The 20,648-nt window shown below is 41.4% G+C and carries 16 protein-coding genes, 2 pseudogenes and 1 riboswitch; of the genes and pseudogenes, 10 read left to right on the top strand and 8 right to left on the bottom strand.

The window, feature by feature from the left end; genetic code table 11:
- Positions 1–149 precede the first annotated feature (149 nt).
- The 4 genes and pseudogenes from glpK to I6E78_RS10155 all read left to right on the top strand — a co-directional run.
- Positions 150–1,655 carry a glycerol kinase GlpK gene (glpK, locus tag I6E78_RS10170; RefSeq protein WP_197182411.1) on the top strand — a complete coding sequence of 502 codons (1,506 nt, stop codon included), beginning with the start codon at positions 150–152 and terminating at the stop codon, positions 1,653–1,655.
- A 58-nt stretch (positions 1,656–1,713) separates the two neighbouring features.
- Positions 1,714–2,613: pseudogene (gene glpD, locus I6E78_RS10165) on the top strand (glycerol-3-phosphate dehydrogenase); the annotation flags it as partial.
- Between the two features lie 89 nt (positions 2,614–2,702).
- Positions 2,703–3,464 carry an IS5 family transposase gene (locus I6E78_RS10160; RefSeq protein ID WP_197182410.1) on the top strand — a complete coding sequence of 254 codons (762 nt, stop codon included), beginning with the start codon at positions 2,703–2,705 and terminating at the stop codon, positions 3,462–3,464.
- A gap of 29 nt (positions 3,465–3,493) precedes the next feature.
- Positions 3,494–4,099 (top strand): annotated as a pseudogene (locus tag I6E78_RS10155) (glycerol-3-phosphate dehydrogenase C-terminal domain-containing protein); the annotation flags it as partial.
- Between the two features lie 12 nt (positions 4,100–4,111).
- On the opposite strand, the gene I6E78_RS10150 reads toward I6E78_RS10155, so the two are convergent.
- The gene (locus I6E78_RS10150; RefSeq protein WP_058372342.1) at positions 4,112–4,510 is read right to left on the bottom strand and encodes an acyl-CoA thioesterase; all 399 of its coding nucleotides are present in this window, start codon (positions 4,508–4,510) and stop codon (positions 4,112–4,114) included.
- A 33-nt stretch (positions 4,511–4,543) separates the two neighbouring features.
- On the opposite strand from I6E78_RS10150, the gene I6E78_RS10145 reads away from it, so the two are divergent.
- Entirely contained in the window at positions 4,544–5,248 is a 705-nt protein-coding gene (locus tag I6E78_RS10145; RefSeq protein ID WP_197182409.1) for a 2OG-Fe(II) oxygenase, read from the top strand.
- Between the two features lie 19 nt (positions 5,249–5,267).
- Here I6E78_RS10145 and I6E78_RS10140 read toward each other — a convergent pair whose 3' ends face one another.
- From I6E78_RS10140 to I6E78_RS10115, 6 genes are all read right to left on the bottom strand, one after another.
- On the bottom strand, positions 5,268–6,503 hold the full coding sequence (locus I6E78_RS10140; protein WP_197182408.1) for a cysteine desulfurase-like protein: 1,236 nt from the start codon (positions 6,501–6,503) through the stop codon (positions 5,268–5,270).
- A gap of 9 nt (positions 6,504–6,512) precedes the next feature.
- Positions 6,513–7,145 carry a 2OG-Fe dioxygenase family protein gene (locus I6E78_RS10135; RefSeq protein WP_197182407.1) on the bottom strand — a complete coding sequence of 211 codons (633 nt, stop codon included), beginning with the start codon at positions 7,143–7,145 and terminating at the stop codon, positions 6,513–6,515.
- Positions 7,146–7,344: 199 nt separating this feature from the next.
- Positions 7,345–9,942, bottom strand: a complete 2,598-nt coding sequence (gene acnB, locus I6E78_RS10130) for a bifunctional aconitate hydratase 2/2-methylisocitrate dehydratase (protein ID WP_058374483.1) — start codon at positions 9,940–9,942, stop codon at positions 7,345–7,347.
- Positions 9,943–10,238: 296 nt separating this feature from the next.
- Entirely contained in the window at positions 10,239–11,303 is a 1,065-nt protein-coding gene (locus I6E78_RS10125; protein WP_197182406.1) for an OmpA family protein, read from the bottom strand.
- 384 nt (positions 11,304–11,687) lie between these two features.
- Positions 11,688–13,097 (bottom strand): protein adenylyltransferase SelO, encoded by a 1,410-nt coding sequence (locus I6E78_RS10120; RefSeq protein ID WP_197182405.1) that lies wholly within the window; start codon positions 13,095–13,097, stop codon positions 11,688–11,690.
- A gap of 9 nt (positions 13,098–13,106) precedes the next feature.
- Complete coding sequence (locus I6E78_RS10115; RefSeq protein WP_058372338.1) at positions 13,107–13,805, bottom strand: DNA-3-methyladenine glycosylase I; 699 nt, start codon at positions 13,803–13,805, stop codon at positions 13,107–13,109.
- Positions 13,806–14,008: 203 nt separating this feature from the next.
- Positions 14,009–14,206, top strand: a riboswitch (Lysine riboswitch).
- Positions 14,207–14,358: 152 nt separating this feature from the next.
- On the opposite strand from I6E78_RS10115, the gene dapA reads away from it, so the two are divergent.
- The 5 genes from dapA to I6E78_RS10090 all read left to right on the top strand — a co-directional run bounded on the left by dapA (position 14,359) and on the right by I6E78_RS10090 (position 19,615).
- The gene (gene dapA, locus I6E78_RS10110; protein ID WP_011326898.1) at positions 14,359–15,243 is read left to right on the top strand and encodes a 4-hydroxy-tetrahydrodipicolinate synthase; all 885 of its coding nucleotides are present in this window, start codon (positions 14,359–14,361) and stop codon (positions 15,241–15,243) included.
- A 15-nt stretch (positions 15,244–15,258) separates the two neighbouring features.
- Positions 15,259–15,999 carry a 2,3,4,5-tetrahydropyridine-2,6-dicarboxylate N-succinyltransferase gene (locus I6E78_RS10105; RefSeq protein ID WP_058372337.1) on the top strand — a complete coding sequence of 247 codons (741 nt, stop codon included), beginning with the start codon at positions 15,259–15,261 and terminating at the stop codon, positions 15,997–15,999.
- The gene (locus tag I6E78_RS10100) at positions 15,999–17,204 is read left to right on the top strand and encodes a PLP-dependent decarboxylase (protein ID WP_197182404.1); all 1,206 of its coding nucleotides are present in this window, start codon (positions 15,999–16,001) and stop codon (positions 17,202–17,204) included. Before I6E78_RS10105 ends, I6E78_RS10100 begins: the two co-directional genes overlap by 1 nt.
- Before the next feature lie 63 nt (positions 17,205–17,267).
- The gene (locus I6E78_RS10095; RefSeq protein ID WP_197182403.1) at positions 17,268–18,386 is read left to right on the top strand and encodes a succinylglutamate desuccinylase/aspartoacylase family protein; all 1,119 of its coding nucleotides are present in this window, start codon (positions 17,268–17,270) and stop codon (positions 18,384–18,386) included.
- Between the two features lie 194 nt (positions 18,387–18,580).
- Positions 18,581–19,615: a phospholipase A gene (locus I6E78_RS10090; protein WP_197182402.1), complete on the top strand. Its 1,035-nt coding sequence runs from the start codon at positions 18,581–18,583 to the stop codon at positions 19,613–19,615.
- An 87-nt stretch (positions 19,616–19,702) separates the two neighbouring features.
- Here I6E78_RS10090 and I6E78_RS10085 read toward each other — a convergent pair whose 3' ends face one another.
- Positions 19,703–20,596 carry a bifunctional GNAT family N-acetyltransferase/hotdog fold thioesterase gene (locus I6E78_RS10085; RefSeq protein ID WP_058372333.1) on the bottom strand — a complete coding sequence of 298 codons (894 nt, stop codon included), beginning with the start codon at positions 20,594–20,596 and terminating at the stop codon, positions 19,703–19,705.
- Positions 20,597–20,648: the final 52 nt, after the last annotated feature.

The following is a 20,648-nucleotide window of genomic DNA, read 5'->3' as shown; positions in this document are numbered from 1 at the left end:
TAACCTTTCCCTCATATACGCTGCCACCCACCCTTGGCATAAATTGCAACGGTATAGCTATAACAGCCCTTCCAAATATTTAAAAAGCATTGCTATTAATTTAACTTGCAGACAAGCTATCTGTATCTAAGATAAATAACGTTAAGCTTATGTCTAAATACATACTCTCGATTGATCAAGGAACTACCAGCTCTCGGGCTATTTTATTTACCAAAGATGCCAAGGTAGTTGATACTGCTCAGCAAACATTCCCGCAGCACTTTCCCAATAATGGCTGGGTTGAGCACGACCCTAACGATATTTTACAAACCGTACTAAGTACCTGTAAAACAGTACTGGCTAATAACCAGGTTACAGCCGAGCAGGTTATTGCCATTGGTATCACTAATCAGCGCGAAACCACTTTAGTATGGAATAAAAAGACTGGCCAACCAATTTATAATGCCATTGTGTGGCAAGATCGCCGTACCAGCGAGTATTGCGAGCAAATACGTAGCGATAAACTCAGTAAAAAAATTAGCGATAAAAGCGGACTATTATTAGATCCGTATTTTTCAGCCACTAAAATTCGCTGGATTTTAGATAATGTTGCCGGTGCACAGCAACAAGCGCAAGCCGGTGAGCTAGCATTTGGTACAGTTGACAGTTATTTACTGTGGCATTTAACTGCTGGTAAAGTGCACCGTACTGATGCCACCAACGCCTCACGTACACTATTATTTAATATACATCAGCAATGTTGGGATGAAGAGTTACTAACGCAGTTTAATATTCCACACTCTATGCTTCCAGAAGTGATGGACAGCGCAGCCGAGTTTGGCAGTACCAGCAGTGAACTTTTTGGTGCACCGATTAAAATTTGCGCCATGGCGGGGGATCAGCAAGCCGCATTAATCGGCCAAGCTTGCTTTAAAGAAGGCATGGCTAAAAGCACCTACGGAACGGGCTGTTTTTTAATGCTTAATACGGGCGATAAAGCCCTCACCTCTAATAACCGCTTATTAACTACTGTGGCTTACAGGCTCAATGGTAGAGTGACCTACGCTATAGAGGGCAGTATTTTTATGGCGGGTGCCACTATGCAATGGATTGTTGAGGGCTTAAAGCTACTTGAACATGCTGGCGACAGCGAAGCTATGGTCAAAGACGTGCCACTGGATCACGGCGTATTTTTAGTGCCTTCGTTTACCGGTTTAGGCGCCCCATACTGGGATGCCAATGCCCGTGGTGCTATTTTAGGTTTAACCCGTGATTCGGGCATTAGCACTATAGTAGCAGCGGCGCTGCAGTCTGTTGGCTATCAAACCAAAGATTTACAAAAAGCCATGGAAGGTGATGGCCTGCGTCCAAGTATTTTGCGCGTGGACGGTGGCATGGCAAAAAACAATTGGGCCATGCAGTTTTTAGCTAATATTTTAGGCGCCAGTGTGGAACGCCCAGCGCTAACAGAAACAACTTCTCTGGGAGTTGCCTATTTAGCAGGGCTGCAAACTGGGGTTTATCAGTCAACGGAGCAATTAGCTACTATGTGGCAATGCGACCGTCGTTTTGAGCCAACCATGAACATAGATGAACGTAACGATTTATACGCAAAATGGCAGCACTGTATAGCACAGGTCACGCTTTCAAATAACGCGACAAAAGACGACTGCTAATGCGATAGTGTTATTGGCTATTGATATGCCATCGCTTAAATTAATAAAGAGGTATTCAGTGAAATCACTCGATAATGAATATGACTTACTGGTTATTGGCGGTGGCGTTAATGGCACTGGTATTGCGGCTGACGCCGCCGGTAGAGGCTTAAAAGTATTACTGTGTGAGCAAAATGATTTAGCCTCTGCTACCTCATCAAGTAGCAGTAAACTTATTCATGGTGGGCTACGCTATTTAGAGCATTACCAATTTAGGCTAGTAAAAGAGGCACTTAAAGAGCGCGAAGTGTTATTAAAAAATGCCCCACATATTATGTGGCCGCTATCTTTTAGCCTGCCACATCAAGCACATTTACGCCCTTACTGGATGATTAGAATTGGGTTATTTATATACGACCATCTTGCCAAACGCATTACTTTACCCGCATCAAAATCAATTAAATTTACCTGCGATAGTATATTGAACAAGACTATTACCCGCGGTTTTGAATACGCTGATGGCTGGGTTGATGATTCGAGGTTAGTTATTTTAAATGCGTTGGCAGCACAGCAAAAAGGGGCAACCATTTTAACCCGCACGCGCTGTATTAAAGCAGTCCGCAGTCATAATAATTGGAGTGTGATCTTAGAGCAACAAGACAGCAAAAAGCAATGCTCTATAGTTGCTAAAGGCGTTGTAAATGCAGCGGGCCCTTGGGTTGCATCGCTTTTTGATGAAGTAATTACTGGCCCATCGCCACATAATATTCGCTTAGTTAAAGGCAGCCATATTATTGTGCCGCGTATTCACACTGAGCCGCAGGCCTATATTTTACAAAATAAAGATCAGCGTATTATTTTTGTTACCCCATTTGAAGATGACTATTCACTGATTGGCACTACAGATGAAGAATACAGCGGCAATATAGCAGATGTAAAAATTAGCGATGAAGAAGTCGATTACTTAATTGGCATTACTAGGGCGTGTTGATCTTTGCGGTATGAAAAACAAACAGCATGAAGATAAGGTATAATTGAATTCGCCAGAAAACTTTACACCGAACCTACATGCCAAGATTAATGTTAACAGACGGGACATGGAATGTCTTATCAAAAGTAATGTACTTAAGTGGTCGAATTTATAATAAGCCCGACCATAGAAAAACGCTCGAAGGCATACTGTATAAGATGCGCACAGGTATTCCATGGCGAGATTTACCTTCTTATTTTGGCCGTTGGAGTACTATCTACAGACGGTTTAATTTATGGTCCAAAAAAGGGATTTTGAATGAACTATTTCGCGCATTATCTCGTGATGCGGACATGGATTGGGTCTTCATTGATGGCAGTATTGTCAGAGCTCATCAACATAGTTGCGGTGCAAGAACCGCTGACAATGAATCAATTGGAAAGAGTCGAGGTGGAAACTCTACGAAAATTCATCTTGCAGTCGATAGCGGAGGGTTGCCTGTTTATTATGAATTATCCTGTGGAAATACGCATGATATCGTCCATGCAGAGTCACTCGTAGCTAATTGCTCAACAAGTAATATGGTTGTCGCAGATAAAGGCTACGACAGTGAAAAACTGAGAACATTTGTGCGTGATAATAACGCTACACCCGTTATTCCACGTAAGGGTAACAGTTTAGTAGGCAATGAGGATATTGACTGGTGCATGTACAAATATCGGCACTTGGTTGAGAATGCATTTGGCCGTATTAAGCAATATAGAGGGATAGCCACACGGTATGAAAAGCTTGAACGAAATTATCATTCAATGCTCGCTTTAGCATTTACTATGATGTGGCTACCAATGTGGGCTGATTGATATATGTACTACAAAGATCAACAGCCCCTAATAATTACTTTAAAAAACAACTTACTCATAACGACATAGTGCATACCTTTAGTGGTGTACGCCCCTTACTAGATGATAACTCATGCGACGCACAAGCCGTTACTCGCGACTACAAACTGATATTATCGAGCAATAATAACCAGGCACCACTGCTAAGTGTATTTGGTGGAAAAATTACCACTTATCGCAAGCTCGCTGAAAATGCAGTAAACGAACTCGCCAGCTTTTATCCGCATATGGGCCAAGCATGGACGAAAAACACTCCACTACCCGGTGGCGACTTTTCATCAAAGGTAGTATTACAGCAACAACTACAGGCAAAGTATGCATGGTTGCCTGAGTTTATTTTAAATCGTTTTATACGCAGTTATGGTACAGGCACTTATACCCTACTTACAGATGCCCAAAGCGTAGCTGATTTAGGCCAGCATTTTGGCCATGGTTTATACGCCACTGAAGTAAATTATTTAGTTAATAGCGAGTGGGCTCGCTGCGCCGAGGATGTATTGTGGCGTCGTAGTAAGTTAGGTTTACGTTTTAATGCTGAGCAAATAACGGCGCTGAGCCAGTATATTCAAAACTATAATGGCTCAATACCGCTGTAAACATTTACCAAACTAACTAGTTAGAGCTAAATGCGCATTAAGTGACGTTTTTTCAGATACTGAAAGCGATTGCTTTGCTTTCGCTGCAAAATCGTAACGTACCAATACCGTTTTACCAACTGCACAACACTTACCTTGTTGGTGGGCTTCTTGGCGCAATACAAACGAGCTGGTACCTACATGCTCTACTGAGGTTTTAATGGTTACTTCATGGCCATAAAATAACTCGCCAACAAACGACACTTCAACTTTAGCAATAATTAGCTTCCAGTCATGTGGGTTTAAATCTGGGGTAAAAAACCTAAAAATAGGCGCACGCGAAGCTTCAAACCATACAGGGAGTACGGTATTGTTAATATGTCCTAGCGCATCTGTTTCACTAAAGCGCGGCATCACTTTTTCAATAAACATAATAATCCAATAATAATTATATAAAGGTAAACTATGACGGACTTTATTCGCGTATACGATAACGCGCTCAGCAATGACTTTTGTGATAACTTTATCACTACCTTTTCTCAAAGCCCGCATATAAAACAAGGGATGACATCTGGCGGTATCGATTTAAATAAAAAAGATAGCCACGACTTGCACTTAAACAATCATCCGGAATACGTTGAGCAATTAAAACACATTCAACAAACCACTGCACAGTATGTTTTTAAATACATTGAAGAACATATTTTTATTATGATTGGTGCCTTTGGACTAAAAGTATATCACCCTAAAAACGGCGAACCTGTTGACTTAACACACGCAAACTTTGATGAAGTGGGTAAACCACAACTGCCCTTATTAGTGCAGCAAATTTTTAGGCTAGGTAATATTCAGGCGCAAAAATACCAAGTAAATAAAGGCGGTTACCCGTATTGGCACAGCGAAGTTTATCCGCAGTTAAATCATAACGAGGCGCTACATAGAGTATTGCTGTTTATGTTTTATTTAAACGATGTTGAGCAAGGTGGGGAAACGGAGTTTTATTATCAAAAGCGTAAAATTGCGCCTAAAAAAGGCACCATGGTAATAGCGCCCGGCTACTTTACTCACACTCACCGTGGCAATAAACCAGTATCTAACGATAAGTATATTTTAACCTCGTGGGTACTGTTTAACCGCGCAGAGCAAATATACGGTGCGCCAAAGAGCTAGCGCACCTTTTTTATGTATATTAACCTAGTAGCTCATCAAACAAATTAAATAACTGATCAAGCTCTGCGGTGGTGTTGTAGTGCATGCAACCAATGCGCACTACGCCACCTTTATCAAGTACGCCGAGTTGCTCACACAAACCTTGTGCGTAAAAGTTGCCATCCCATACACAAATATGTTGCTTACCTAAAAATTCAGATACAGCGCGCGGCTCTAAATCTTCAAACGTTAACGCAAAAGTGGGCGTACGCTCATTTAAACGATCTAAGTCATCTATACCAAACAGCTTAATACGCGGGTAATTAACTAAGCGCGTTAAAAAGTATTCACTCAGCGCCATTTCGTGTTGCTTGGTTTTAGCAAAGGCAACATTTAACTTTTCACGACGCGAATGGCTGTCGTCAAGCTCGCTAATTGCTGCAATGTAATCAACCGCCGCTATAAAACCAGCCATGGCTTCAAAACTTTGTGTGCCGGTTTCCCAGCGACCTGGCGCTACGTCTTTAGCTGGCTCAACTTTGTACGGGGTAAATCCTTCAAGGTGCTCTTTTTTGCCATAAACCATACCTAAATGCGGGCCAAAAAACTTGTACGCAGAGCAGGCTAAAAAGTCGCAATCAAGCGCTTGTACATCTACAAGTTCGTGCGGTGCATAATGTACTGCGTCAACATATACCAGCGCACCTACGTTGTGAGCAAGCTCTACAATACGTTTAATATTGTTAATTGAACCTGTGGTATTAGAGGCGTAAGTTACCGCTACTAGCTTAGTATTACTGTTTAGTAAACTCTCGAACTGCGCCATATTGAGTGTGCAGTCGGCTTCGTTAATAAGCGCAGTATTAACTTTAACACCTTTATCTTCAGCTGCTTGTTGCCACGACGAAACGTTAGAAAAGTGATCCGCGTTAGTGACAATAATCTCATCATCCGCTTGCCAGTTACGTGAAATTGCGCGGCTAAAGCTAAACGTTAAGCTGGTCATATTCGGACCAAATACAATTTGTTGTGAGCTGGGCGCATTGAGTAAATCGGCAGCTGCTTGGCGCGCACTTGCCATTAGCTCAACGGTTTTATCGCTTGAGAAAAATGCTCCGCCTAAATTTGAGTTGTAATAACCCAAATAAGCAGTCATAGCGTTAAGTACCGATTGCGGTACTTGCGAGCCACCGGGGCCGTCTAAAAACACGGGAGAGTTACCATTAACGCTTTGCATTAATGCCGGAAATTGCTCACGTAATTGCGTTATATTCATGCTCATTCCTTAAGACGTTAATACAAAGCAATCCAGGTAACCTGGTTTACTGGCATCAAGTTTATTCATTGGAGTGGCGTTATGCCACACTTGACGGTCGTTAATAACTGCAAACATACCGTCTTTTATGGCCATTTTAAAACAGGGATCGGCTTGCTTGTTTTCGTATACAAGCAACTCACCGCCCTCTAAGTTTTCATGCGATACACCACATACACACACATGATCAAAACCATCTTGGTGCACGCCTTCTGGCGCCGCAGGCGTATCACTATCAATCGCTAACATACGAAATTGATGAATTTCGATATCACGTTCTTCATCAATCCCGGTAATTTGACGAAACTCATTCACAATACTTTTCATGCCCGCTGACTCAAGTAGGCTTTGCTCTAAATCTTCGTAGCTACGCTCAACATTACCCTGAAAGGTATTAATTGCATCATCTTGTACAAATGCTTTTGTTGCTTGTAGCTTTAGCTCACCATTTTGTAGTTTAACTACAGAGTAACGGCGTTTACGAAAAGCACCATCTGCATAAGGATTAGTTGGCAGGTTATCAAAAGAAGGCTTAACCAAATCAATATTTGTTTGGTTAATAAAACGCAGCTGCAGTAAATTCTGGGGGTTTAAAGCGGTCATAAAAATCCTGCTATAGTAATTATAATATTGCGGGGATTTTAATGCATGCAAAGAGGATTTATTGCTTTATTATTTAACTTCAAAACAATTAACCACCAAAATTAATACAATAAATGCAAAAAAACAACATTAACTATCTAAAATTTATTTTAGCCAATAAAAAACCCGCAAAAGCGGGTTTTTAAATAAGCTGTAAAAATTATACTGCTTGTTGAATAATCACGTTGTCTGCTTTTTTAGTGTAAGCAGGCATGCGATGGAAGTTCAAGTAGCGATATGTATCTGACGCTGTTGCATTGATCTTCGCTGCATATTCTTGATACTCAGCAGCAGTTGGCAATCTACCGATAATTGCCGCAACTGCAGCAAGTTCAGATGATGCTAAAAATACATTTGCGCCATTACCTAAACGGTTAGGGAAGTTACGTGTAGAGGTAGACACTACCGTTGCTTTATCAGCAACACGTGCTTGGTTACCCATACATAATGAACAACCTGGAGTTTCTATACGTGCGCCAACACGACCAAAGATGCCATAGTAGCCTTCTTCAATTAGTTGGTCTTTGTCCATCTTAGTAGGTGGAGCAACCCAAAGCTGAGTAGGTAGTTGACCTTTAAAGCCATCTAGTAACTTACCAGCCGCGCGGAAGTGACCAATGTTAGTCATACAAGAACCGATGAATACTTCATCAATTTTCTCGCCAGCAACATCAGAAAGTAGACGCGCGTCATCTGGATCATTTGGAGCACAAAGAACTGGCTCTTTAATCTCAGCTAAGTCGATTTCAACTACGTGAGCGTATTCAGCATCTTTATCTGCTTCCATAAGCTCAGGATTAGCTAACCAGTCTTGCATTGCATTAATACGACGTTCAATCGTACGTACATCGCCATAACCTTCAGAGATCATCCACTTAAGCATAACAATGTTTGATTCTAGGTATTCAGAAATAGACTCTTTTGAAAGCTTAACCGTACAACCTGCAGCTGAACGCTCAGCAGATGCATCTGATAATTCAAACGCTTGCTCAACAGTTAGGTGCTCAACGCCTTCAATTTCTAGTACGCGACCAGAAAACTCGTTGATTTTACCTTTTTTCTCAACTGTTAATAAGCCTTGCTTGATACCGTAGTAAGGGATTGCATGAACAAGGTCACGTAGTGTGATACCTGGTTGCATTTCGCCTTTAAAACGAACCAAAATTGACTCAGGCATATCAAGAGGCATAACACCTGTTGCTGCTGCGAATGCTACTGCACCCGAACCCGCTGGGAATGAAATACCTAATGGGAAACGTGTATGCGAATCACCACCAGTACCTACGGTATCTGGTAATAACATACGGTTTAACCATGAGTGAATAATACCGTCACCTGGGCGAAGTGAAACGCCGCCACGGTTCATGATGAAATCAGGAAGCGTGTGATGCGTGTTTACATCAATAGGTTTTGGGTATGCAGATGTATGACAGAAAGACTGCATTGTTAAGTCTGCAGAGAAACCTAAACAGGCTAAATCTTTAAGCTCATCACGTGTCATAGGACCTGTTGTATCTTGCGAGCCAACAGTTGTCATTTTAGGCTCACAGTATTGACCTGGGCGAATACCTGCAACGTTACATGCTTTACCAACCATTTTTTGCGCTAGTGTAAAGCCTTTATCTGATACTTCAGTTGCTGTTGGTACTTTAAATATATCAGTAGCACCTAAACCAAGTGATGTACGTGCTTTGTCTGTTAAACCACGACCAATGATTAGTGGAATACGACCACCAGCACGAACTTCATCTAAAATCACTTCAGATTTAAGTTCAAACTTAGAGATTACTTTATCAGTACCATGCTGCTTAACAACACCTTCGTATGGGTAGATGTCAATTTGCTCGCCCATGTTAAGTTCATCAACATTTAGCTCAATTGGTAAAGCACCAGAATCTTCCATAGTGTTAAAGAAGATTGGTGCAATTTTATTACCTAGACATACACCGCCAACACGCTTATTTGGTACAAACGGAATATCATCGCCCATAAACCAAAGCACTGAGTTAGTTGCAGATTTACGTGAAGAACCCGTACCAACAACATCACCAACGTAAGCTAGTGGTAAGCCTTTAGTTTTTAATTCTTCTAGTTGGGTGATTGGGCCTACTTCGCCTGGTTTGTCAGGAGTGATACCATCACGTTCAATTTTTAGCATAGCTAAAGCATGTAGTGGAATATCTGGACGAGACCATGCATCTGGTGCAGGTGACAAGTCATCCGTATTTGTTTCGCCAGTTACTTTAAATACAGTAACTGAAATCTTTTCAGCAACAGCTGGTTTATTAGTAAACCATTCTGCATTTGCCCAAGACTCAATAATTTGCTTAGCGAATGTGTTACCCGCTTTTGCTTTTTCTTCTACATCGTAAAATGCATCAAACATTAATAATGTGTTTGAAAGGCCTTTAACTACGATAGGTGCAAGTGTGTCGTCATCAAGTAGGTCTATCATAGGTGCGATATTGTAACCGCCTAGCATAGTACCTAATAATTCTGCCGCTTTTTCTTTAGAAAGTAGTGGAGAATTAGTTTCACCTTTAGCAACTGCCGCTAAAAATCCTGCTTTGATATAAGCTGCATCATCAACACCTGCCGGTACACGATTAGCTAATAAGTCGAGAATAAATTCTTCTTCACCAGCCGGTGGAGTTTTGATTAATTCAATAAGATCAGCCGTTTGCTGAGCATCTAATGGCGCTGGTACGATACCTAACGCGGCACGTTCTTCTACGTGTTTACGATATTCTTGTAGCACAATATTGCCCTCTTGGTGACGTGAAAGTATTCGGTAGCGCTTCATAAGCGCAATGTTACCCAATACTTATAGTATTCTAACGCTTAATTATAAAGCTTTTATGGGTAGATGAAAATCTATCCAGTTCAGCAACTGATTATACCGACTATAAGTATTATGAATAGTAGATAAAGTAAAATCAATTTCCATGAATGTTTATTAAGTAAGAATCATTAGTATTTATTTTTAATTTGGGTTTTTAGTAGACATAAAAAAACCCAGCATAAAGCTGGGTTTTTGTAATTCAATCGATTTTATTAACGTAAAACTTTAACGTTTTTAATCGTTTTGATATGCGCTTCTACACGACGGTTTTCTTGGTGTGCTGCTTTAGTGTTCGCTTCATTTTTAAGACGCTCTTCACCTAGACCAACTGTAGTAATACGGTCTTCTGCTACGCCATCAGCTACTAATTTTTTAGCTACTGCGTCAGCACGTTTTTTAGATAACCACTTGTTGTAAGATGCTTTACCTACAGAAGAAGTATGACCTTCTAAAAGAACAGTTGTATCTGGGTACTCTTTTAAGAACTCAGCTACTTTATCGATATCGTTTAAGTACTGTGTAGATACTGCAGAGGTATTATTAGGGAAAGTCACTAATAAGCTTACAGTTACTTCTTTATCTTCGTATAAAGTACAACCTGTGCCATCAACTGCATCAGTCATTGGTGTATTAGGACACTGATCATCTACATCAGGAATGTTATCGTTGTCGCTGTCTACTGGTGCAACTTCAACAATTACTGGCTCTGGAGCTGGTTGAACTGGCTCTTCTGCTACTGAGCTTTGACCAAATAAGTAGTTAATACCTAGTTTAGCGTTCACATCGGTATAACCACGGTCAAGACCTTGATAAACAGATGTTTCTGCGTTAACAAATAAACCGTCTGTAATGAAGTGCTGGTAACCAACACCTGCGTTTAAGAAAGTATTATCAGTTGCTACTTTTACTTCTTTAATACCAAATAAACCATAGAAAGGGCCGCCACCAAAGTGGTAAAGTGCATCAACACCAAAACGCTCGCCTTCTACGTCGTTACGATTACCATTAGGAATCGGATTTTTAAGAAATGCATTAAAGTCCATATCTGCATACTCAAGACGTGCACTCCAGTAATCACTGAAACGGTAGCCAACTTCAGCACCCCAACTTGCAGATTCATTAACTTCCAAGTTTTGGTGCATGTTTAGATTTTTCCAAGATGCATCGTAATAGTCACCGAACACACCAATGTAAAAACCTTCAGTTTTTTCTGCTGCAAATGCTGATGCGCTAGTTGCAGCTAACGCGATTGCGATTGTAAGTGATTTTAATTTCATTGTTTTCTTCCCATTTTAACAATTAAAAATATAGCTAATTCTTTCTAGCTCAACCAGTTTTATTAAGATTACCTGATCCTTTATTAATCAATACTTAACAAAAGATAATTAATTCGTTTTTAATACTCTATATGTACGGTATTAGTAAGTTTAGGACATATAAATTACTTTACCCAACCCCTAAATAATAAATACTATTGCTGGTATCTAAATTTATTAAATAACCATACCTACTTCACTCGCTGAGTTTATATTGAGCGCCAGCCACTTAGCTTTAAATGCATATCAATAATATCAGCTCAGTTTATTGTGCTCAATAATAAAGCAGCGCTACCGCCGCTAAATGACCTTTTATAATCAGCAACTTAAATTTACATCTAATAATTAAGTACCACAAAAAGTATAATACTCTTTATCACTGCTAGGTGCATCCTGAAATTTTGCCAATTTGTCTGTATTTTTATAAGGTGTGTGCATAACCTGCATAAACTCATGCAGTAATTCACTTGAGCCTGCCTTATTATACTCACTAAGTATTTTTTCGATCACATGGTTACGAGGAATAACTCGTGGATTAGCTGCGCGCATTACAATATAGCTGCGATCATCGGTGCATTTTTGCCACTTACAGGCCCACTGAACTAATGCCTCTGGTATGCTCATTACACCTGTTAAAGACTCGGTTAGTGCATCAAACGTATTGGTATAGTCGAGTTGATGCTCTTTTAATAACTGTAATAGCTCTGCAATTAACTCTTTATCGGCTGTATCTGTATCAGCTAAGCCTAGCTTAGTTGCCCACATTGCACTAAATTCAGCATTAAATTGCTCAGCAAAACCATCTAGTATTGGAGTCATTAATGACACAGCTTGTTCGTCGTCATCATGTACAAGCGGTATTAAACTCTCAGCTAAGCGAGCGCAGTTCCAGTTAGCAATATTAGGTTGATTACCAAATGCATAACGCCCTTGCTTATCAATAGAGCTAAACACGGTATCAAAATCAAAGCTGTTCATCATGGCGCATGGGCCATAGTCGATAGTTTCGCCACTAACCAGCGTATTATCGGTATTCATTACGCCATGTATAAAGCCTACTCGCATCCAACTAACCACCAGCTCAACTTGGTTTTTAATCACTGCAGCTAAAAACGCTAAATAGCGCTCAGGTCCTGTTGCTTGAATTTTTGGGTAATGACGCTCAATAGCTAAGTCGGCAAGGTTTTTAAGCCCTGCAACGTCACCTTGTGTTGCTAAATACTGAAACGAGCCAACACGAATGTGGCTACTGGCTAAGCGCGTCACAATAGCGCCAGGCTGAGGTGGGTTTCTGTACACAGTTTCGCCACTACCAACCACAGCTAAGCAGCGCGTGGTTTTAATACCTAACGCTTGCATTGCTTCGCTCATTATATATTCACGTATTGCCGGGCCAAGTGCACACCGGCCATCGCCACCACGAGAGTAAGGAGTGGCACCAGAGCCTTTTAATTGAATGTCCCATAATTGGTTTTGCGCATCCGCTACTGCTCCTAGCAAATGAGCACGCCCATCGCCTAAGCGTGGTGAAAAATGTCCAAATTGATGCCCTGAGTATCCTAGTGCAACCGCTGCAATTGCTTGCTGTTCGTTGCCGCCAAAAGTACTGGCCCGTAACTCAGGAGCTACATTAATATTAAACGCTTTAGCTAAGCTGTCGTTCCAGAGTAATAGCTGTGGGGCGGCCACCTTAGATGGGCGATCTTCAATTGCAAAATTGTCGGCTACTTGTCTGTACCTTGGCATTAAATTCATAACTACCCTCTACTGTTGTTGGCTTATACCTACACGATTATCGCCTACACTGTAGGCTATAATTAAGCTTAGCTCTTGCATGCTCAAACCGCTTTGTTGCTGTAATTCATTAAAGAACGCTTGCGCTGCAGTTAACGACTTTTTAGTTTGTAAGCCACCATCAATAATTTTGTGCGCGCGCAAATAACTCTCAACATCCCGCGATAATAAAAAGGTGTCTTTACCCAATGCACGCAAAGTATAAGGGCCGGTATTTCCACCCAAGCGTGCACCGTGTTTTTTTAAGTACGCCCACAAACCAATAATATCTTCACTTGGCCAGTCTGCAATAAACTGACTAAAGCTACCATGTTGCTGGGTAACCTCATGGATCATGAACGCATTTTCGGGGATCGTTTTTACTTTTTTATAATTGCGAACAATACGCTCGTCGCTGGCTTTTTGCTCCAACATATCGGGTGGCATCATTAATAATTTTTCAACGCTAAACTGCCAAAAAACCTCTCTAAAACCTGCCCACTTGCTGTTAATAACCGACCAGTAAAAGCCACTTTGAAAAACCTTACGCGTAAACTCTTCCAGCCAATCATCATCACTTAAAGCTGCTAATTGTTGCTTAGATGCGGGTTTAGCGAGTAGTTGCTGTAGCATTTGTGTTGAGCCTTTTCGCTCTACTGCTCGCTGATAAATATCATTAAATTTTTCCATCTGCTTGAAACCTTATTTTGCAGTTACAAATTTCGCGCCGCGATTACCCTCTAGTTTAAGGGAAATTGTCATTATACGTAACCGTAACCAAAATCGATGACACTATCTGCATTTAGCTGCTTGACACCCAGATGGCTAAAATGATTTAATCATCGCACTTACCCTATTTAATTATATTTGTATTGCTAGCAGTACAAATATAAAGGGCTGGAAGAGGTGCGTTATTCAGGTAGCGTATGTTAGGAGCACAAACTCCATTGAGCATACGTAAGGGGAATTAACGCCGAGAAACAACAATGTTTGTGTCATTGTTGTTTCGGGCGACTAGGTTGAATCCTAGCGACTGTCACCAATAGCTATTTAAACGTAGCTTATTAGTTTGGTGGAGAGCTTCTGGTCTTAGTATAATAAGGCCGTGCGCCCTATTATTTAAGCCCATTCGCTCTTCGAATTATAACATACCCTACACGTGGGTATTTGTTCGAACGATGTTAATGCGGCTCTTTCCTATATAGCTTCTTAACTCGCCGAACATTCTATAAGTTCGCGAGAGATGATCAAAAACTTTAATTTAGATGACTACTCAGTCTGGACGGCGCTCGTTACTCCGTTTAATCAAAACGGTACAATCGACTATGGCACCTTAACCACTTTGGTTGCTGAGCAAGCTGCTGCTAATAATGCCATTTTATTACTAGGCAGCACAGGTGAAGGCTTAGCCTTAACACTTAAAGAGCAACAAGCCATTGTTGAGCACGTGTGCCAATTATCACCTAATGTACCCTTAATGGTGGCTGTAGGTGGTATGAACCTCAAACAGCAATTAGCCTGGGTTGAATACTGTAACCACCTGCCTATTCATAGTTTTTTACTTGGCTCGCCGCTTTATGCAAAGCCCGGTGTAATTGGACAAACCCATTGGTTTGAAAGCCTTTTAAATATAAGTAAACACCCTTGTATGCTTTATAACGTACCAGGGCGAAGCGCTGTCGATATTCCAGTAGCAACCATTCAAAACCTACAGCAACATAAAAACCTATGGGCACTTAAAGAAGCCAGTGGCAACATTGCGCAATTTGAAGCTTACCGTCAAGCGGCTCCTAACTTAGCTATTTTTAGCGGCGATGATGCGCTTATGCCCTACTTTGCCCAAGCCGGTGCTAAAGGACTGGTATCGGTAGCAGCTAATGCTTGGCCGCTACAAACTCACGAATTTGTACAGCGTAGCCTAAGTGGCCAATACCCCAATTTATTTACTCAGTGGTCAAGCGCAATCAGTAGCTTGTTCACTGTAGCAAACCCCATTCCCGTTAAAGTACTCATGCATTTACAAGGGCGATTAACGAGTTCGTATTTACGCCCCCCGTTAACTCACCTCGAATTAACGCAAACAACGTGCATTGAACAAGCAAACAACACCATTTTATCTTGGCATTAAACATAGGTTTTTATAATGAGCTGGTTAGAACTATTAAATAATTTAGAGTCGGGCGCAGTACGCGCAGCATCACAAAACGAAAGCGGCCAATGGCAGGCTAACGTTGCAGTAAAACAAGGTATTTTAGAAGCCTTTAAAAATGGTACAAACACCGAATTTGCCGGTGGCTTTGTTGATAAACATAACTTAGCGCCACAACAGTTTAGTGCCACCGATGGCGTACGTATGGTCCCGGGTGGCTCAAGCGTGCGCCGTGGTGCTTATGTAGCTAAAGGCACTATTATTATGCCACCAGCGTATGTAAATATTGGCGCATACATTGACGAAGGCACTATGGTAGATAGCCACGCTTTAGTTGGCTCGTGTGCGCAAGTAGGTAAAAATGTACACCTTAGCGCAGCCGTGCAACTTGGTGGTGTGTTAGAGCCAATTGGTGCCAGCCCAGTGGTAGTTGAAGATGATGCATTTATTGGCGCAGGCTGCGTAATTGTTGAAGGCGTAGTAATTAAAAAAGGCGCAGTGCTTGCTCCTGGTGTACGTTTATCGGCCACGATTCCGGTATACGACTGTGTAAACGAGCGCCAACTTGATAAAGGCGAGCCAATTCCTGAGTACGCTATTGTAATACCAGGCTCTCGCCCTGCTTCAAACGAATGGGCGCGTGCACAAGGTTTAAGCATGTCGTGCGCGTTAATTGTTAAGTACCGCGATGAGCAAAGTGATGCATCATTACTACTTGAAGAGGTTTTACGTTAATGAGCTTTTTGAGCACGGGCGTTAAAACGGCAATTAATGAATTATCAAGCCAACTCGATAGCCCATTTTTTGTTTACGACCTAGATACGCTAAATAATCACTTGGCACAATTGGTCGCACAAACCGAGGTAAAACTGTGGTATGCGGTTAAAGCAAATCCACTGTCTAAAATTATTCAATGCTTAGATAACGCCGGGTTTAATTTTGACGTAGCCAGTAAAGGCGAGCTTGAGCAAGTACTTGCTCAAGGCGTTAGTAGCGATCGCGTGCTCAACACCGGGCCAGCTAAAAGCCCAAAACAAATTAAACACTTTATTGAGCGCGGCGTACGTACTTTTGTTGCCGAAAGTCTTAATCAAGTTCGCTGGCTCAATGAGCAAGCCAAGCTACAAAACTGTCAACTACAGGTATTACTGCGCGTACAGTTACGTTGGCCCGAGGGCGAAAAAAATCCACTAGGTGGCGATAGCCTCACGCCATTTGGACTCGGTTGTACAGAGTGGCAGGCACTTAATATTACCGACTATGACGCACTTAGCTTTGATGGCCTGCATATTTTTCAATGGGGAAATATGCTCAGTACGCAAAAACTCAGTGAGTTGTGGTCACAAATGATTGCACCACTTAGCCAGCTTGCTCGCGATTTAAATATAAACCTTAAAATTTTAGATTTAGGTGGCGGCTTAGGTATTCCGTATACGCAAAACGACATAACGCTTAATTGGGATGACTTAATAACAGCCCTCGCTAAAATTAAAAAACAGGCGGGCGTTGAAGAGCTATGGATGGAGCTTGGCCGCTATGCCGTGGGTGAATGCGGACATTACGCAACCCCAGTGGTAGAGCGAAAACAAAACTATGGCCAACAACAAGTTATTTTAAGTGGCGGCATAAACCACTTATTGCGCCCAGCCGTCACTAGTCAAGACTTTCCAGCAGCGTTACTACGAGATTCAAACACACCAACCCAAGCTATGAGCTTATACGGGCCACTTTGTACCGCACTCGATTGCTTGGGCGAGCACGCATTACCAAGTGATCTAAATGAACACGACTGGTTGGTGTTTAGTCAATGTGGTGCCTATGGTTTTAGTGAAAGTATGCCGTACTTTTTATGCCACGAACTTGCAGGCGAATATGTTTTAGAACAAAACAAACTTAGCTGCCTACGTGCAGCCGAAGATGCCAGTTATTACTTGAGATAATTTACCTAAGATAATGTACCTAAAATAAAGTACCCGAGATAAAATTAAAATGTTGAGATACTCATGATCGCCTCACCAATTAGTCAAGAAAACATCGTCGTTGGTGAAGTTGCCAATGGCTTACCACTCACTATTCCTGTGTATCGTTTAAAAGGCGGTGGCACGGGGCCAAGTGTGTATATTCAGGCCAACATGCACGGGGCTGAAGTACAAGGTAATGCGGTAATTTTTCAACTACTTGAACAATTAAAGCACCTCAATCTTAAAGGTGATATTACTTTAGTGCCCTATGCCAATCCTATTGGTTGTAATCAAAAGTCGGGGGAATTTACCTTAGGTCGGTTCGACCCTATCACCGGCACTAATTGGAATAGGATGTATCATTATAATACTGAGTTAGTCACTCAGTTTGCAAAAAACCATACGCAATACGACGATGCCACATTAAAAAGCACGTTTAAACAGGCACTTATTGACGAAGTTGACAGCAAACTCAACGGCCCTGCTTATTTACTCAATACAGGTAAACGCATTGCACTTAACTTACAAAAGCTCGCTCACCAAGCCGATATAGTACTGGATTTACACACAGGTCCTATTTCAAGCAAGCACTTGTACTGCCCAACCTATGCAGCTAATAGCGCTCGGTATTTTAATATTGAGCACGTACTGCTTATTCCTAGTGATTTTGACGGCGCTATGGATGAAGCAAACTTTTGCCCCTGGTGGCATTTAAGCGAAGCACTGAGCAAACAAGGTCGCGAGCTAAGCATACCTGTAGAAGCTTTTACTGTAGAGCTAGGCAGCCAAGAAAAAATAGACTTGAGCGAAGCACTAAACGATGCAAACAGTATTTTAAGTTACTTAAATTATAAAGCCGTATTTGAAAATGCACCCCACACGCCGGCTAGCATTACTCGCTACGCGTGTCATTTAAATGATTACTTTGCTTATTACGCGCCCATGGGCGGAATGGTTGAGTATATTGCCCCCCTAGGCGCGCATATTAAAGCGGGTGAGCCAATTGCTAAAATACTGCGCATGGAGCGTTATTTAAGTGAACAGCCACTACAAACACTTATCCTTGAGTGTGATGCTATTGCCATACTGCACTTTGCCTCGGCGAGTGTTAACCAAGGCACTGAACTGTATAAATTTTTTACTAACGTATTTGAGCTTTAAGCTCTCCCTTCTCATTGCGTGAGAGTAAGTTAACTATAGTTAATTTGCATTATAAAAGCGGCTTAGGCCGCTTTTATTTTGATCTAATTATACAAAATATACGTAAATTCAGTAAAAGTTCACCGTTACATATGTAAAAAGGCGTTATAATTAAATTAACGCATTAAACCATCAATACTCACAAAGGAATTACAATGAGCTGGCGATACTTGATCATACTTTCAACATTAGTTAGTACTACTGTTTTTGCTGAAGAAAAGCCTAAAAGCAATGAGCAAAATAGTAATATTGAGCTGGTAAAACAATGTATTTTAAATGAAGTGATTGGTGGAGACGGCAAGCAAACACTCGACCAGCTTCGTAAAAAATGCTCCGCTCTTGAAGAAGATAAACAGCTTACCGCTATCGATAAGCGCAAAGCACGTGAAGCAGTAAGCCAAAAAAACCGTAATGTTATTACGCCACATAAACGTAACTACATTTTACCTATCTCGTATGTATCGCATCCGAACAATAGCTCATTTGAAACATTCGACGAGCTAACTGGCGAAAAAAATGACGAGCCACTCGATAACTTAGAAGCCAAGTATCAGCTTTCAATTAAGGTGCCTCTCTTCAATGACTTTTCTGATGAAGACCAAGCTATATTTTTTGCCTTTACACTACAGTCATATTGGCAGCTTTATAACAAAGAAAGCTCATCACCATTTCGTGAGACCAACTACGAGCCAGAAATTTTTTGGGTTAACTATTTAGATCAAGAGCACGTTCCTTGGGGCGACGAAATGGCTGTTGTTTTGGGTATTTCGCATCAGTCTAACGGTAATAGCCAGCCAAACTCACGTTCATGGAACCGTATTTACGCTAACTTTATTTGGGAAAAAAATGGCTTTGTATTTAACTTTAAGCCTTGGTATCGTATTTCAGAAAGCGAGAAAGAAACACCTTTAGATCCAAGAGGCGACGACAACCCTGACATTTACAAATACATGGGTTACTTTGAGTTTAGCGGTGCGTATCGCCTTAATGAACATGAATTTAGCTTTATGACCCGTAACAACCTAAATTCAGACAATCGCGGTGCTTTACAGCTCGATTGGTCATTTCCGCTTTGGGGCCGAGTGCGTGGTTATGCACAGTACTTTAATGGCTATGGCGAAAGCTTAATTGATTACAACGCTGATATAGAACGCATTGGCGTAGGTATACTACTTACCGATTTACTTTAATTAATGAGCGATTAAAGTAAATAAATTAAAAAGCCAAGCATTGCTTGGCTTTTTTCGTGCTTAATTCAATTATAAAGTGCTAACAGCTTATTTTTTTACTACAAACTGCCCTTCAAATTCAGCCACTACCTTATCACCATCATAAATAATAACAGGCACTAAATAGCTGGCTTTACCCTCAGTTTCTAACTCGCTGAGCTTACCCTTACAGCTTTGTATATCAACACAGCCGCGTGGATCACTGCTAAGCGGTTTTAAATATTTAATATTGGCATCGGCTAATACAATACTCCCTTCAAGCCCTGCTTCTTTAAGTGCTAAGTAGGTTGCGCCCCATCCCGTAAGGGTTGCTAAGCTATAAATAGAACCAGCAAACATAGTGTTATGCAGGTTTAAATTAGCATCTAAATCTGCGCTAGTCGTAAATTGCCAGTCGGTATAGCTCTCTACTTTAATGCCCATTGCATCACTAATTGGAATTGACTCACGCCAAGTGTTTTGCAGCACTTGAGTCCAGTTAGGGTGGCGAAACCAGCCAGGCTCTGATGGCTTTTGTTTTACCATTTTATAGTGTTGTACATCGCCGTACGCTAAATGCGCTTTTTCTTGTGTTTCATAACCATGGCGCTTATAAAATTCGAGTGCGCGCTCGCGTGCAAATAACACTAACTCTGCAGCGTCTTGTGACCATGCTATTTTTTCTAGGTCATGTAATAAACGACTACCAATATGCTGATTACGGCTTTCTTCAGCTACAGCCATATAGCGAACTTGAGCTTGTTGCTGGTTATTAAAGTGCAGCCGCGCCACCCCTAATACTTTACCCGCTTTATTTTTAATAAAGCGATGCTCGGCATCTTGTTCTAAATCATCCTGTTCAGAACCACGTGGCTCACCCCAAGGGGCACGTAAAATTTCCCAGCGTAATTGATAATAGGCTTGCCAATCTTCACTACTTTGCGGTGTACTTACCTGAAACATACATACTCCTGCTGTTAAGCCGTAAATAAAATACAACGTCACTTAATTATGG

Origin of the sequence: Pseudoalteromonas sp. NZS127 (genome assembly GCF_015864805.1) — a bacterium.
Taxonomy (GTDB): domain Bacteria; phylum Pseudomonadota; class Gammaproteobacteria; order Enterobacterales; family Alteromonadaceae; genus Pseudoalteromonas; species Pseudoalteromonas nigrifaciens.
Note: the sequence above shows the minus strand (reverse complement) of the source record. Positions and strands in the feature narration are given on the sequence as shown.